This window comes from Mesorhizobium japonicum MAFF 303099, assembly GCF_000009625.1.
Taxonomy (GTDB): domain Bacteria; phylum Pseudomonadota; class Alphaproteobacteria; order Rhizobiales; family Rhizobiaceae; genus Mesorhizobium; species Mesorhizobium japonicum.
The window spans coordinates 1,412,400-1,426,160 of sequence record NC_002678.2 but is presented as its reverse complement, the minus strand read 5'-3'; the positions used below and the strand labels follow the sequence as shown (position 1 = coordinate 1,426,160).

General features: G+C 63.7%; 15 protein-coding genes. 4 read left to right on the top strand and 11 right to left on the bottom strand.

Annotated features, from left to right (window positions below):
- Positions 1-42 precede the first annotated feature (42 nt).
- The 9 genes from MAFF_RS07920 to MAFF_RS07880 form a co-directional block, all read right to left on the bottom strand.
- The gene (locus tag MAFF_RS07920; RefSeq protein WP_010910369.1) at positions 43-924 is read right to left on the bottom strand and encodes an AAA family ATPase; all 882 of its coding nucleotides are present in this window, start codon (positions 922-924) and stop codon (positions 43-45) included.
- 1 nt (position 925) lies between these two features.
- The gene (locus tag MAFF_RS41150; RefSeq protein ID WP_010910368.1) at positions 926-1,930 is read right to left on the bottom strand and encodes a xanthine dehydrogenase family protein molybdopterin-binding subunit; all 1,005 of its coding nucleotides are present in this window, start codon (positions 1,928-1,930) and stop codon (positions 926-928) included.
- A 1-nt stretch (position 1,931) separates the two neighbouring features.
- Entirely contained in the window at positions 1,932-3,299 is a 1,368-nt protein-coding gene (locus tag MAFF_RS41145) for a xanthine dehydrogenase family protein molybdopterin-binding subunit (protein ID WP_044550630.1), read from the bottom strand.
- A 125-nt stretch (positions 3,300-3,424) separates the two neighbouring features.
- Complete coding sequence (locus tag MAFF_RS07905) at positions 3,425-3,907, bottom strand: (2Fe-2S)-binding protein (RefSeq protein ID WP_010910366.1); 483 nt, start codon at positions 3,905-3,907, stop codon at positions 3,425-3,427.
- A 60-nt stretch (positions 3,908-3,967) separates the two neighbouring features.
- Complete coding sequence (locus tag MAFF_RS07900) at positions 3,968-4,762, bottom strand: FAD binding domain-containing protein (RefSeq protein WP_010910365.1); 795 nt, start codon at positions 4,760-4,762, stop codon at positions 3,968-3,970.
- A gap of 15 nt (positions 4,763-4,777) precedes the next feature.
- Positions 4,778-5,221, bottom strand: a complete 444-nt coding sequence (locus MAFF_RS07895) for an SRPBCC family protein (protein ID WP_010910364.1) — start codon at positions 5,219-5,221, stop codon at positions 4,778-4,780.
- A gap of 119 nt (positions 5,222-5,340) precedes the next feature.
- Positions 5,341-6,168, bottom strand: a complete 828-nt coding sequence (locus MAFF_RS07890; protein ID WP_044548101.1) for an AraC family transcriptional regulator — start codon at positions 6,166-6,168, stop codon at positions 5,341-5,343.
- A 206-nt stretch (positions 6,169-6,374) separates the two neighbouring features.
- Positions 6,375-7,373, bottom strand: a complete 999-nt coding sequence (locus MAFF_RS07885; protein WP_032930886.1) for an ABC transporter permease — start codon at positions 7,371-7,373, stop codon at positions 6,375-6,377.
- Between the two features lie 55 nt (positions 7,374-7,428).
- The gene (locus MAFF_RS07880) at positions 7,429-8,172 is read right to left on the bottom strand and encodes an ATP-binding cassette domain-containing protein (RefSeq protein ID WP_010910361.1); all 744 of its coding nucleotides are present in this window, start codon (positions 8,170-8,172) and stop codon (positions 7,429-7,431) included.
- Between the two features lie 449 nt (positions 8,173-8,621).
- Between MAFF_RS07880 and MAFF_RS07875 the strand changes: the two genes are divergently transcribed.
- Entirely contained in the window at positions 8,622-9,611 is a 990-nt protein-coding gene (locus tag MAFF_RS07875) for a sugar-binding protein (protein ID WP_010910360.1), read from the top strand.
- Positions 9,612-9,795: 184 nt separating this feature from the next.
- Positions 9,796-10,578: a FadR/GntR family transcriptional regulator gene (locus tag MAFF_RS07870; protein WP_010910359.1), complete on the top strand. Its 783-nt coding sequence runs from the start codon at positions 9,796-9,798 to the stop codon at positions 10,576-10,578.
- A 105-nt stretch (positions 10,579-10,683) separates the two neighbouring features.
- On the opposite strand, the gene MAFF_RS07865 is transcribed toward MAFF_RS07870, so the two are convergent.
- Positions 10,684-11,622: an NAD(P)-dependent oxidoreductase gene (locus tag MAFF_RS07865; protein ID WP_010910358.1), complete on the bottom strand. Its 939-nt coding sequence runs from the start codon at positions 11,620-11,622 to the stop codon at positions 10,684-10,686.
- A 118-nt stretch (positions 11,623-11,740) separates the two neighbouring features.
- Here MAFF_RS07865 and MAFF_RS07860 point away from each other — a divergent pair, with 118 nt between their 5' ends.
- Positions 11,741-12,631: an NAD-dependent epimerase/dehydratase family protein gene (locus MAFF_RS07860; RefSeq protein ID WP_010910357.1), complete on the top strand. Its 891-nt coding sequence runs from the start codon at positions 11,741-11,743 to the stop codon at positions 12,629-12,631.
- A gap of 107 nt (positions 12,632-12,738) precedes the next feature.
- On the top strand, positions 12,739-13,515 hold the full coding sequence (locus MAFF_RS07855; protein ID WP_010910356.1) for a FadR/GntR family transcriptional regulator: 777 nt from the start codon (positions 12,739-12,741) through the stop codon (positions 13,513-13,515).
- A 4-nt stretch (positions 13,516-13,519) separates the two neighbouring features.
- On the opposite strand, the gene MAFF_RS07850 is transcribed toward MAFF_RS07855, so the two are convergent.
- Positions 13,520-13,756, bottom strand: a complete 237-nt coding sequence (locus MAFF_RS07850) for a DUF3175 domain-containing protein (protein ID WP_044548096.1) — start codon at positions 13,754-13,756, stop codon at positions 13,520-13,522.
- Between the last annotated feature and the right edge of the window lie 5 nt (positions 13,757-13,761).

Genomic DNA, 13,761 nt, shown 5'->3' with positions numbered 1-13,761 from the left:
GGGGGGCGCTGTCCCGCCAGCGTTGCGAAATGACCTCGCGGCTCACACCAGCGCCTCCTCGACAATCCGGCCGAGCTCAGGCGCGATGTAGGACAGGTCCTCCTCGTCCTTGATCAATACGCCGATGGCGCGGCGGAAGGCTTCCGGCCAGGGGCTGCCGCCTTTTTCGAGGATGGTCGCGGCATTGGCCCACTCGACCGCCTCGGCGATGCCGGGCGGCTTGGCCAGCGGCCGGGCACGGATGGTCTGCACGGCTGCCGCCACGGCGCGTGCGGTGGCCTCGGCGACATCGCCGGCGCGCAGCATGATGATGGCGGCCTCGCGCTCGGCATCGGGGTAGCCGATCCAGTGGTAGACGCAGCGCCGGCGCAGCGCTTCGGCGAGTTCGCGGGTGCGGTTCGAGGTCAGGATGACGATCGGCTGGGCGGCGGCGCGGATGGTGCCGCGCTCGGGAATGCTGATCTGGAAATCGGAGAGGAATTCCAAGAGCAGCGCTTCGAACTCGTGATCGGATCGGTCGATCTCATCGACCAGCAGCACGCGCTGCTGCGGCGCCTTCAGCACCTGCAGGAGCGGGCGAGCGATCAAAAAACGGTCGTCATAGATGTCGATCTCATGCTCGCCGGCATGACGGATGGCGAGCAGCTGGCGCTGGTAGTTCCATTCGTACAGCGCATGCGCGGCATCGATGCCTTCATAGCATTGCAGCCGCACCAGATCGCGGCCGAGCAGCTCGGCGATCGCCTTGGCCGCTTCGGTCTTGCCGACGCCTGGCGCGCCTTCGAGCAGCAGCGGCTTGCCCAGGCGTATCGCAAGGAAGATGGCGGTGGCCAGGCTGTCGTCGGCCAGATAGCGCGAGGCGGCAAGGTGCTGCGCCACCGCCTCCGCCGAGGTCGCGACAGTCTCGGCGTTAACCTCGGGCATCTCAGTTCGCCGCTTGCGCCTTGAGCGCGCGCAGGATGCGCTCCGGCGTGATCGGCAGCGTGTCGATGCGCACGCCGACGGCGTCGAAGACGGCGTTGGCGACCGCCGGGATCTGCGGGTTGGCGCACATTTCGCCCGGTCCCTTGGCGCCGTAAGGCCCATCGGCCGAGGGTCGTTCCAGGACGATGATCTCGGTCTGCGCGAGATCGCCAGGCCCCGGCATAAGATACTGGTTGAAGTCGGTGCCGCCATGGTCGCGGTTGGGATAATAGGGCTCGGTGGTTTCGTAGAGCGCGTGGCTGATGCCCATCCAAGAACCGCCGACCAGCTGTTGCTCGACCATTTTCGGATTCAGCGCGCGGCCGATCTCGAAGACGTTCTTGACCGTTAAAACCGTGACCTCACCGGTCTCGTCGTCGACCTCGACCTCGGCCACGGTGCAGGCGTGGGCGTAACAGGTCGAGGGCTTCATCGCGCCGGTTTCCTTCTCCGGATAGGAGCGCGGGATCAGGAACATGCCGCGGCCCGATATCGAGCGGCCGCGCTTGAAATGGGCGGACAGCGCGACATCGAAGATCGAGATCGACTTTTGCGGTGCGCCCTTGACCAGAATGTTGCCCTGGCCGTCGGTCTCGAGATCGGAAGCATTCACTTCCAATTCCTCGGCCGCCACTTCCAGCATCACCTGGCGCGCTTCCCTGGCCGCCTGGATGACGGCATTGCCGGCGCGGTGGGTGCCGCGCGAGGCGAAGGTGCCCATGCAATGCGGACCGGTGTCGGTGTCGGCGGTGTCGACGACGACGCGGTCGGTGGGCACGCCGATGGTCTCGGCGCAGATCTGCGCCATGATCTGCTTCATGCCCTGGCCGAGATCGACCGATGACAGCGTCACCATGAAATTGCCGGTCGGCGTCGAATGCACCAGCGCCTGGGTCGGGTCGCCGCCGAGATTCATGCCGGTGGGATAGTTGATGGCGGCAACGCCGCGTCCGCGCCGGATCGCCATATCAGGCTCCCTTCCTGTAGGAGGACATCGCCATATATTTCTCCGCCACCGGCCAGTTGGCGGCGCGCGAGGCTTCCTGCATGCACTCGATGAGTGCCGCCCCCTCGGTCGGCTGGCGGTGCGCCTTCATGTCGCCGTCGCGATAGGCGTTGATGAAGCGGAATTCGAGCGGGTCCATGCCGATCAACCGCGCCAGCTTGTCCATCTGCACCTCCAGTGCGAAGTCGCCGATGGTGACGCCGAAGCCGCGCATGGCCGAGGACGGCGTGCGGTTGGTGTAGACGCAATAAGTGTCGATCCAGACATTGGGAATGGTGTAAGGGCCGGGATAGTGCCCGGCACCCTTCTGCGCGCCATAGGGCGAGTGGCGCGAATAGGCGCCGGCATCGGTGTAGCCGGTGACCTTTCGCGCGACGATGCGGCCGTCCTTCATGACGCCGTCCTTGATGACGACCTTCTCGGCGGCGCGAGGCGAGGAGATCTGCATCTCCTCCTCGCGGCTGTAGATAAAACAGACCGGTCGTCCTGTTAGCTTGGCGCCGAGAATGGCGATGGGCTCGACGATGACGTCGACCTTGCCGCCAAAACCGCCGCCGACGGTGCCGCCGACGAAATGCAGCTTCGAGCCCGGCATCTGCAGGATGATCGAGGTGTTGTCGAGGGTGAAGAACATCGCCTGCGTGTTGGTGTAGCAGGTGAAGCGGTCATTGCCCTCGGGCGCCACCACGCAGCCGGTGGTCTCGGTCGGCGCATGCTCGATCGGCGAGGATTGGTAGCTCTGCTCCAGTATGTGATCGGCGCCGGCGAAGCCCGCCTCGACATCGCCGAAACGCACCTTGCGGCACTCGCCGCTGTCATAAAGGTAATAGTTCTGGCCGTGATATTCGTTGACCAGCGGCGCGCCGGGCTTCAGCGCTTCCTCCATGTCGAAGACGGCCGGCAGCACTTCGTAGTCGATCTTGACCTTGGCGGCGGCCTCTTGCGCGGCGCGCTCGGTCTCGGCCAGCACCGCCACCACGGCCTCGCCTTTCCAGCGCACCTTGCCGTCGGCCAGCACCGTCTCGTCCTCCGGGCCGATCTGGATCAGGATCAGGATGGTGTAGACATTGTGCGGCACGTCCTTGGCGGTCAGCACCTTGACCACGCCAGGGTGCTTTTCGGCCTCCGAGGTGTCGATCGAGCGGATGCGGGCGTGGTGGTGCGGGCTGCGCACCATCTTCAGGTGCAGCATGCCGGGAAAGCTGCGGTCGGCGAAAAAGGCGGTCTTGCCGGTGACGTGGCCGGGTGAATCCGAACGGGGCCGGGGCTGGCCGATCTCGTGCAGATCGTCCTTGCGGACATCGGCGAAGTAGTTCTTGCGCAGTTCCATCATTGCTTCCCTCAGAGCATGATGTCGAAAAGTGTGAAGCGGTTTTCGGACGACATCATGCTCTATCTCTTTGATTTAGAGCCGGATTCAGATTTCAGGTCGAACAGACCTGAAATCATCCGGCTCTAGGCTGCGTTCTGCGAATTGGCGCGGGCCGCCGTGAGCACCGCCTGGATGATTGGCTCGTAGCCGGTGCAGCGGCAGATGTTGCCCGACAGCGCTTCCACCACCTCGTCGCGGCTGGGATTGGGCGTTTGGTCGAGAAGCACCTTGGCGGCCATGATCATGCCCGGCGTGCAGAAGCCGCATTGCGTGGCGAATGTGTCGAGGAAGGCGCGCTGCAGCGGATGCAGCACGCCACCTTCGGCAAGGCCGGATGTCGTGGTGATGGCAGCGCCATCGCAGGTTTCGGCCAGCGTCAGGCAGGAGAGCCTGAGTTCGCCGTCGATGATGACCGAACAGGCGCCGCATGTGCCCTGGTGGCAGCCGCCTTTCGGCGAGGTGTCGCCGATCTTGTCGCGCAAAGCGTTGAGCAGCGTCGTGCCGCTGTCGATGAATTCGGCTTTCTCGGAGCCGTTGAGTATGAATTGAACCGGGACCTTCGCCATGTTTCCTCCTTGCGCGCCTGCCCGACGGATCGGACAGACGCGCGCCCCCCAACGGTGATTTCAGGTCAGCAGCAGCCGGCCGAGATGGACCGGCAGGACTTCAGCGCGGTACCAGGCGCTAGCGATCGGATCGGTGATCGGCGCGATGCCCTCGGTGGCAGCGGCCAGTGCTGCCGCGATGCCATTCTGGTCGAGTTTCTTCCCCTCGAGCGCCTTTTCCGCCGCCTTGGCACGCACCGGCCGGTCCGCCATGCAGCCAAGCGCGATCCGTGCCGAGGACACGGTGCCGTCGGCAGCCCGTTCCAGAACGGCCGCGATGCTGAGCACCGAAACGCCTTTGGGCTTGACCCGCGACACTTTCAGGAAACGGAAGCCGTCGGCCTTTGGCAGTGTGAAACTGACTGACGTGACGATGGAGCGGCTGCCGTCCCGCCTGGCCAGGAAGATCTCGATCGGCAATTCGCCATCCTCGGTGCCGACCGTGGCGTCGAGCGCCAGCAAGGCCACGGCGAAGTCGCCATAGGGCGCCGGCGCGAACAGATTGCCGCCGATGGTCGCCATGTTGCGGATCGCCGGACCGCCGACGGCGCGTGCGGCCTTGGCGAGCGCGCCAAGCTCCGGATGGCGGGCGATCGCCGCCATCGTCACCGATGCGCCGATGCGGGCCTTGCCGTCGGCGACCGCTATCCCCCTGAGCGTCGGGTCGGTCGATCTGACAAGGGCGAAGACCGAAACATCACCTTCATTGGCCGCGCGGACCACGAGTGTGCCCCCGCCGAGATAGCGGGTCCCGGCCGCCTTCAGTGCCGCGTTGGCATCCTTGACGGTCGGGAAAGTCTGGAGGGCAAGCGCCATGGAACGCTCCTGTTCTCAGTCCTGGCCAGAAAAATGGCTCTTCAGGGCGTTGAAGCCGCCCTGGAAGACATTGGCGCCCATGCCGGCGGCGATCTTGTCGGCTTCTTCAGGGGCGGCGTCGAAGCTGGCGGTCCATTCGGCATAGGTGCGGTCGCCGTCGGTGACGCGGCGCAATTGCAGCGTCGCCTTGTGGTTGGTCAGCGGCTGCGGCGTTTCCAGGATGGAATAGCTGACGAGAAAATTCTCATCAGAAAAGTCGAGCAGTTTTTCGCGCAGCCGCGCGCCGGTGATCAGCTCGAAATTGCGCACGCAGCCGATCGTCGAGGCGTTCTTGCCGTCCTCGATATGGCTTTCGACCATGCGCGGATGCCAGCATGGCAGTCCGTTGAAGTCGCGTATGCGCGCCCAGACCTTTTCGACCGGCGCGTCGATGACGCTGGAGATGGTGACTTTTGCCATAGGACGTCCCTTGCGAATGCGACAGTCGGGCAAGGGTAGGGCGGTGGCCCGAGTGACGCTTATCAATGCGTCTTGTGCGCGTATCAAGGAGTCTGAAAATTCAGGCCCGGCAGGCGGGCTCAGGCATTCGCCCGCGCGGCCTCGCGGTAGAGCGTCGGCGGCACGCCGACATGGTCGCGGAAGAAACGCGAGAAATTGCCTTGCGTGGTGAAGCCGAGATTGCAGGCGACCGAAATCAGCGGCTCCTGCGACCACTGCAACTGCCGCACCGCTTCCTCCATGCGCAGCGTGTTCCAGTAGACATTTGGCGTCAGATTGGTCTGTTCCTTGAACAGGGCGAAGAAATGCGGCCGCGACAGGCCGACGCTGCGCGCCACGTCGTCGAAGGAGATGCGCTCGCAGACATTGGCCTTCATCAGCTGGATGGCCTTGCGGACGCGGAAATCCTGCATGGTGTTGATGCGGGTGCGCGCCTCCTGCGGTGCCGAGGCATCGGCGGCATCGAGCACCGAATCGATGAAGCGCTCGATCTCGTAATTGGCGACGTCGTCGACGCTTTCATTGTCGGTCAGATGGTCGAGCAGGCTGGCGGCGGCCTGGTGCAGCCAGGGCTCCAGCGTGATCGCGGCCTGGGCGAACAGCGGCGCGGAAGAGGGCAGGTCGCGGCGGCGGCGCGCCCAGTCGGGATCGATGTAGAAGGCGAGAAACAGACCGGGCGTCCCGTTTTGCGAAAGAACATGGCTGTGCGGCTGGAAGGAATTGATGCCGGCGGCGGTGCGGGGTCCGAGCCGCACCGTCTCGCGGCCGATGGTCATCTCGCCGGCGGTGCCTTCGAGCCAGATGATGAGATGCGCCTCGACATGGGCATGGGTGACGAAGTCGCTTGCGACATTCAGGACAGAAACATGTCCGAACCGGCCCCAGTAGAGCCTGATCGCTTCCGTCATGGGTATATCCTCCCGCAGACGACTGGCCTCCCTTCGCCTGCATCGAGGATTGTGCGGCCGGTTTCGGGTTTCCGTCAAGACATCGGCTGTTGGCCGATAACCAAGGCGAGCCGCTTCGGCCGATTTTCAGACTGAGCGATAGGAGGTGAAACGAATAACGCCTGGCACTTTCCTTCTCCCCCAGGGGAGAAGGAAAGGCGCTTGAATCAGTCGCTGCGCCTGAAATTGCGGATGCGGTCGAACAGCACCGCCAGCAGGATGGCGCCGCCGATGAATGTGCCTTGCCAGAAGGCATTGATGCCGAGCAGGCCAAGGCTGTTGCGGATGACCTCGATGAGAGCCGCACCGACAATGGCGCCGAAGGCGGTGCCGACGCCGCCGGCCAGGTTGGCGCCGCCGATGACGGTGGCGGCGATCACCTGCAGCTCCATGCCGGTGCCGAGATTGGTGGTGACGGCGCCGAGCCATCCGGTCTGGATGATGCCGGCAATGCCCGCCGACAGCGCCGATATCATGTAGACGGCGACCTTGATCTGCTTCACCGGGACGCCGGTCAGCGTCGCCGCGTGCTCGTTGCCGCCAATGGCGAAGATGTGCCGGCCGAACTTGGTCCAGCGCAGGATGAAGCCGGTGATCAGCGCCAAAAGGATCATGTAGAGCACCGGATTGGCGATGCCGAACACCCAGGCGCCGCCGCCGAGCGCCAGCAGCTTGTCGTGATCCGGGCCGAACTGGAAGACGACGGTGTTGTTGGAAGCGACCATGGCCAGGCTGCGGGCAATCGACAGCATGCCGAGCGTCACCACGAAAGGTGGAAACCCGAGATAGGCGGTCAGGATGCCGTTGAAGGCGCCGATGGCGAGCGCGGTGGCGATCGAGGCCAGGATGCCGATTTCGATCGAGTAGCCGGCATGCATGGTGACGGCCAGCACCATCGACGACAGGCACAGCACCGAGCCGACCGACAGGTCGATGCCGCCGGTGATGATGACGAAGGTCATGCCGAGCGCGACGATGGCGACAAAGGTGATGTTGCGGGTGATGTTGTAAAGGTTCTTCGACGTTGCGAAGGCGTCGGTGGCGAACGACAGGAAAATGCAGGCGAGGATGACGGCGATCACCACCCAGAAGGTCTGGGTGGAGAACAGCCGCGAGAAGAAACTGTGCTGCTTCTGTGCGATCGTCTGGTCAAGGGTGACTGCCATTATCGACCTTTCCTGCCGGCTGCGATCCGCGCCAGCCTGGTGAAATTAGCCGCGCTTACGAGACCTGCTCGATGGCGCCGGTGATGAGCCCGGTGACTTCCTCGGGCGAGCTCGATGCGATTGCCTTGTCGGCGACCTTGCGTCCGCGCCGCATGACGATGACGCGGTCGGCGACGTCGAACACGTCGGGCATGCGGTGGCTGATCAGCACCACCGCGATGCCCTGGTCGCGCAGATGGCGGATCAGGTTGAGCACTTCGGCGACCTGCCTGACCGAGATCGCCGCCGTCGGTTCGTCCATCAGCACGATCTTGGCCTGCGACAGCATGGTGCGCGCGATCGCCACCGCCTGGCGCTGGCCTCCCGACATCTGCTTGACGAGATCGCGGGGGCGGGTCTCGGACTTCAATTCGGCAAAGAGCTGGCCGGCGCGCTTGTACATGGCGGCATAGTCGAGGATGCGGAACGGGCCGAAGCCGCGCCGCAGCTCGCGGCCGAGATAGACATTGGCTGCGGCCGTCAGATTGTTGCAGAGCGCAAGATCCTGGTGGACGATCTCGATGCCGTGCTGGCGGGCTTCCGCCGGCTTGTTCAGGATCAATTCCTTGCCGTCCATGCGCATGGTGCCATGGCTCGCGTGGAAATTGCCGGCGATCATCTTGACCAGCGTCGACTTGCCCGCGCCATTGTCGCCCATCAGGCCGACGACCTGGCCGGGTTCGATCGACAGTGACACGTCGTTGACCGCCTGGATGGCGCCGAAATGCTTCGAGATATTGGTGAGTTCGAGAACCGCCACCAGCCTATAGCCTCCCAATGCCTTGCTGCCAGCCTGTTCCAGGTCGCAGCGTTTACATCGTGCTCCCCATTCCTCCCGGAAGCAACGTTGACCGGCATTTACCCGAATGCCCGAGCGGGCGTCAATTGTCGGATCGACAAGAAACAGGTATTTGTCAGACGAATAGCGACCTACGATTCTGAAAAATCCGTTTTGTAGGACAAATAGCGATTGACGTTGACGCCGCGCCGTTATTAGCTGACGGTCGGAGAAAGATACTTGGTCCCAGGCCGTCGTTGCGGCGGGATCGCGGGAGGTTATCGGCCGCTCCGGCACGTTGCCGGTCCGGTCGCATCTGAAAATGCTTATCGGCCTTGCCCGGCGGCACGAGCGTTGGCTCTGCCATCTCGCATCAGGTCGATTTGTATGGCGGGCACGCCGTGTCCGTCTGTTTCCAAGGGAGGACTGACATGAGGAAAACAGTATTGCTCGCCGCCGTCGCCGCCATGGCGCTGGGCGCCGGGCCGGCTTTGGCCAAGAAGCAGCTCGTCATCGTGGTGAAGGGTCTCGACAATCCATTCTTCGAAGCCATCCATCAGGGCTGCGAGAAATGGAACAAGGAGAACGCGAGCTCGGAATATGCGTGCTTCTACACCGGTCCGGCGTCGACTTCCGACGAGGCCGGCGAGGCGCAGATCGTCCAGGATATGCTGAGCAAGCCCGACACGGTGGCGATGGCGATTTCGCCGTCCAACGCGCCGCTGATCGCGCAGACGATCAAGAGCGCCAATCCGTCGATCCCGATCATGACCGTTGACGCCGACCTTGCAAAGGAAGACGCAGCCCTTCGCAAGACCTATCTCGGCACCGACAACTATCTGATGGGCAAGAAGATCGGCGAGTACATCAAGAAGGCCAAGCCGAAGGGCGGCACGATCTGCACGATCGAAGGCAATCCGGCTGCCGACAACATCCTGCGCCGCGCACAAGGCATGCGCGACGCTCTGACGGGCAAGGAAGGTCTCGCGACACTTGCCGGTGAAGGCGGATGGACCGAAGTCGCCGGCTGCCCGGTGTTCACCAATGACGACGGCGCCAAGGGCGTTCAGGCGATGACCGACATCCTCGCCGCCAACCCCAAGCTCGACGCTTTCGGCATCATGGGCGGCTGGCCGCTGTTCGGCGCTCCGCAGCCTTATCGCGACCTGGTTGGACCGCTGAAGGACCGGCTGGCCAAGAACGACTTCGTCATCGGTGCCGCCGACACGATCGGCGACGAAGTGGCAATCGCCAAGGATGGCCTGGTCACCGCGCTGGTCGGCCAGCGGCCGTTTGAAATGGGCTATAAGGCGCCGTCGGTGATGATCGACCTGATCACGGGCAAGAAGGTCGACGATCCGGTCTTCACCGGCCTCGACGAATGCACCAAGGATACGGTCGACACCTGCATCCAGAAATAGGTCTTTCGATCCGGGGCGCTCGGCAACGGGCGCCCCGTCAATTCCTGAGCGAGACGCCGTGGCAAGGGGCAACAGGCTCCGGCCTTGACGCGTCCGTGGTTTGGATTTTTCGGTGACGGGATCGGCGCGACACAGGGTTCGGAGCATCTCCGGGCGACGGGCGGCCGACCCTATTGGAACGTGGATGCCCCAGGACAAGGCAAAGAAACAAGCCAGCCGGGCCAAGGCGCAAGCCAGCCGCGATCCGGCGGTCGTGCGCAGGGCGGATGCGGCGCACTTTCCCGGGTCCAGTGTTCATGCCTCGCTCGCCAGCGAGATAGGTCTGCGGATTGTGCGCGGCGACTATCCGCCCGGCAGCATCCTGCCCAACGAGGCCAAATGGGCCGAGACGTTCAACGTCAGCCGCTCGGCGGTGCGCGAGGCGATCAAGATGCTGATGGCCAAGAGCCTTTTGGCATCACGTCCCAAGATCGGCAGCTGGGTCGAACCGAAGGAGCGCTGGAACCTGCTCGACCGCGACGTGCTTGCCTGGTACGCGACCGCACCCGACCGTGAAGCCTTCCTGCGCACCGTGCAGGAGTTCCGCCACATCATCGAGCCGGAAGCATCCGCCTTTGCCGCCATGCGGCGCAGCGACGAGCAGATGGCCGAGATCAGCCTGGCTTGCCGTGAGATGGGGGAGGCGGCGAACCTGCCGGAACGCATCCGTGCCGACACGCGCTTCCACCTCGCCATCCTGCGGGCCTCGGGCAACGACCTTCTGGTGCCGCTCGGCGTGCTGATCGAGTCCGCACTCGACCACCTCTTCGTCTTCACGACACGGCAGGTCGGCGACCAGAACCGGGCGCAGAAACTGCACGAGGCGATCGAGAAGAACATCCGCCTGCAACGGCCGGCGGCGGCGCGCAATGCCGTGCACAAGCTGCTCGCCGACACCGATGAGGGGATCGGAAGCCGGCGGCGGTAGCCGTCCGGCCGTCAGAGCAATTCCAGGAAAAGTGTGAGACGGTTTTCCCGGGAAAGCGCGTGGCGCTTTCCCGAGGGAATTGCGTCAAAATAAAGAGTTAGAGCCTTAGATCGTCTGCTTCTTGCCATCCTTGGTCGGCATCAGGTCGACGCCGTTGACCTTGCCGATATGCGTCGCCAGCATCGGCACGAACTGTTCGGCCGGGCCGGTGGCATGGGCGCCGGCGAAGGCGTTCTTGGTGGCGTTGCCGAGCGGGTTGGCAATGCCGGCGGCTCCCGCCATCGATTCCAGATAGGTCAGGTCCTTGAAGGCGTTGGCGATGGTGAATTTGTGGGCGTCGCGGTCGCCTTCCAGCGTCCAGCGCATGAAGGTCTGGTAGAAGCCGCAATCCATGCGGCCGTTGCGGATGACGCTGTCGAAACGCGGCGGCGAGATGCCGACCTTTTCGGCCAGGGCCAGCGCCTCGGAATAGATGGCGGCGTAGCCCAGCGAGATGAAATTGTTGAGCAGCTTCATGCGGTGGCCGTCGCCGGTGTCGCCGATATGGACGATGCGGCCGGCCCAGGTCTCGATCACCGGCTTGACCCTGGCAAAGACGGCGTCGGGGGCGCCGACCATGGCGTCGAGCGTGCCTTCCCAGGCTTCCTTCGGCGTGCGGCTCAGCGGCGCGTCGACATAGTCGATGCCCAGCGCCTTGAGTTCGGCCGCTAGCGCCACGGTCGAGACCGGGTCCGAGGTCGAACAATCGACGACGACCGAGCCTTTCTTCAAGCCTTCCTTGAGGCCGCCGGGGCCACGGATGATGGCTTCCACTTCGCGCGAACCGGTGACGCAGATGAAGACGATATCGGACGCCACTGCCACATCGCGCGAGGTCGATGCTTCCCTGGCGCCGCGGCCAAGCAGGTCCTCCGCCGGCTTGCGGTTCTTGCGGCCAAGGAATGTCAGGGGATAGCCCTTGTCGACGATGTTCTTGGCAATGCCGTGCCCCATCAGGCCAAGGCCGATGAAGCCGATCTTTTCGCGCGCGGTGGTGGTGTTCATGTCGTCGTCCTATCCCGGATTATCGATAATTGCGCCGATGTTTTAGCCATATGCGGTTGCAGAAAGCAATATTGTCTGACAATAGACGGTAATTCCAGAGCCTGTCATGGAGACCAGAATGACGAAGCGGATCATGTTCACCGGCGGCAGCGGCAAGGCTGGGCGTCATGTCGTGCAATATCTTGTCGAACAGGGCTGCCAGGTGCTCAACATCGACACCAAGCCGCTCGACAATCCCAAGGTGCGCACGCTGATCACCGACATCACCGATAGCGGGCAGGTGTTCAACGCGCTGTCGAGCTATATGGGCCTGCACGAATTCGATCCGTCGCTGCGCCCGCAGCCGGTGGATGCGGTTGTGCATTTCGCCGCCATCCCGCGCATCATGATCACGCCCGACAATGAAGTGTTCCGTATCAATGCGATGGGCACCTACAATGTCATCGAGGCAGCGGTGAAGCTCGGCATCCGCAAGGTGATCGTCGCCTCCTCGGAGACGACTTACGGCCTGGTGTTCGCCAACGAGCCGCGCGACCCCAAATATTTCCCGCTCGACGAGGAGTATGACGTCGACCCGATGGACAGCTATGCGCTATCCAAGGTCGTCAACGAGAAGACCGCGCGTGCCTTCGCGCAGCGCAACGGCACCGACATTTATGCGCTTCGCATCGGCAATGTCATCGAACCGCATGAGTATTCGCTGTTCCCGAAATGGTTCGCCGATCCCGGTTTCCGCAAGCGCATCGCCTGGAGCTATATCGACGCGCGCGATCTCGGCCAGATCACGCTGCGCGCCATCGAGAAGGACGGGCTCGGCTACCAGGTGTTCAACGCTGCCAATGACGACACATCGTCCGACCTGCCGACGGCCGAACTCCTGAAGCGATTCTATCCCAATGTGCCGGTCAAGGCCGCACTCGGCGAGTACGAGACGCTGCTGTCGAACCGCAAGGCGCGCGATATGCTGGGCTTCCGTCCCGAGCATAGCTGGCGCAAATACGTCAAATAGGCCGAACGGGGATAAAATCGCGGCTGGGTTGTGCATAGAAGCGGGCTTTGCGGCCCAACGCCCCCGCCGCGCTTGACAGCTTCCGCAAACCGGCCTTTCTGAAGTCCATGCGGGACGCAAAGCCGAACAAGGAAAAATCGCCGAAAAAGCCGGCATCCGCCGAACGCCCCTCCGGTGTTCGCCGGCCCGACGCGGCGCGCATTCCCGGCGCCAGCGTGCACACCTCGCTGGCCAGCGAAATTGGGCTGCGGATCGTGCGCGGCGACTATCCGCCCGGCACCATCCTGCCCAACGAGGCGAAATGGTCGGAAACCTTTAGCGTCAGCCGGTCCGCGGTGCGTGAGGCGATCAAGATGCTGATGGCCAAGAGCTTGCTTGCTTCACGCCCCAAGATCGGCAGCTGGGTCGAGCCCAGGGAACGCTGGAACCTGCTGGACCGTGACGTGCTCGCCTGGTACGCGACGTCGCCCGACCGCGAGGTGTTCCTCAAGACGGTGCAGGAATTCCGCCACATCATCGAGCCGGAAGCCACCGCCTTCGCCGCTATGCGGCGGACCGAAGAGCAGATGGCCGAGATCAGCCAGGCCTGCCGCGAGATGGGGGAGGCGGCCAGCCTGCAGGAGCGCACGCGCGCCGACACACGCTTCCACCTGGCCATCCTGCGGGCCTCCGGCAATGACCTTTTGGTTCCACTCGGCGTGCTGATCGAATCCGCGTTCGACCATCTCTTCACCTTCACCACGCGGGCGGTCGACGATCTCAATCACGTGCAGAAGCTGCACGAGGCGATCGAGAAAAACATCCGACTGCAACGCCCGGACGCGGCGCGCGCCGCGGTGCGCAAGCTGCTCGCCAACACCGACCACGTGATCAAGTCGCGGTAGACCGCTAATCTTCCTTCTCGCGGTCGAAGGCCACGCGCAATTCATCCTTGGCGTGCTCAAGAACTCGCCTGCGCGCAGCGGGCAGGTTCTTGCCGGCACGGTTGATGTAGAAATTCAGCATCGACATGGCGGATTGGAAAGGTTCGGCCTTGCGGCGGTGGCTGTGTACGGCCGACCGTTTGAGCGAGGCGGCGATCTTCTTGGCATCGTCGGCTTCGAAGATGTGATCCTCGAGATCCATGGCAT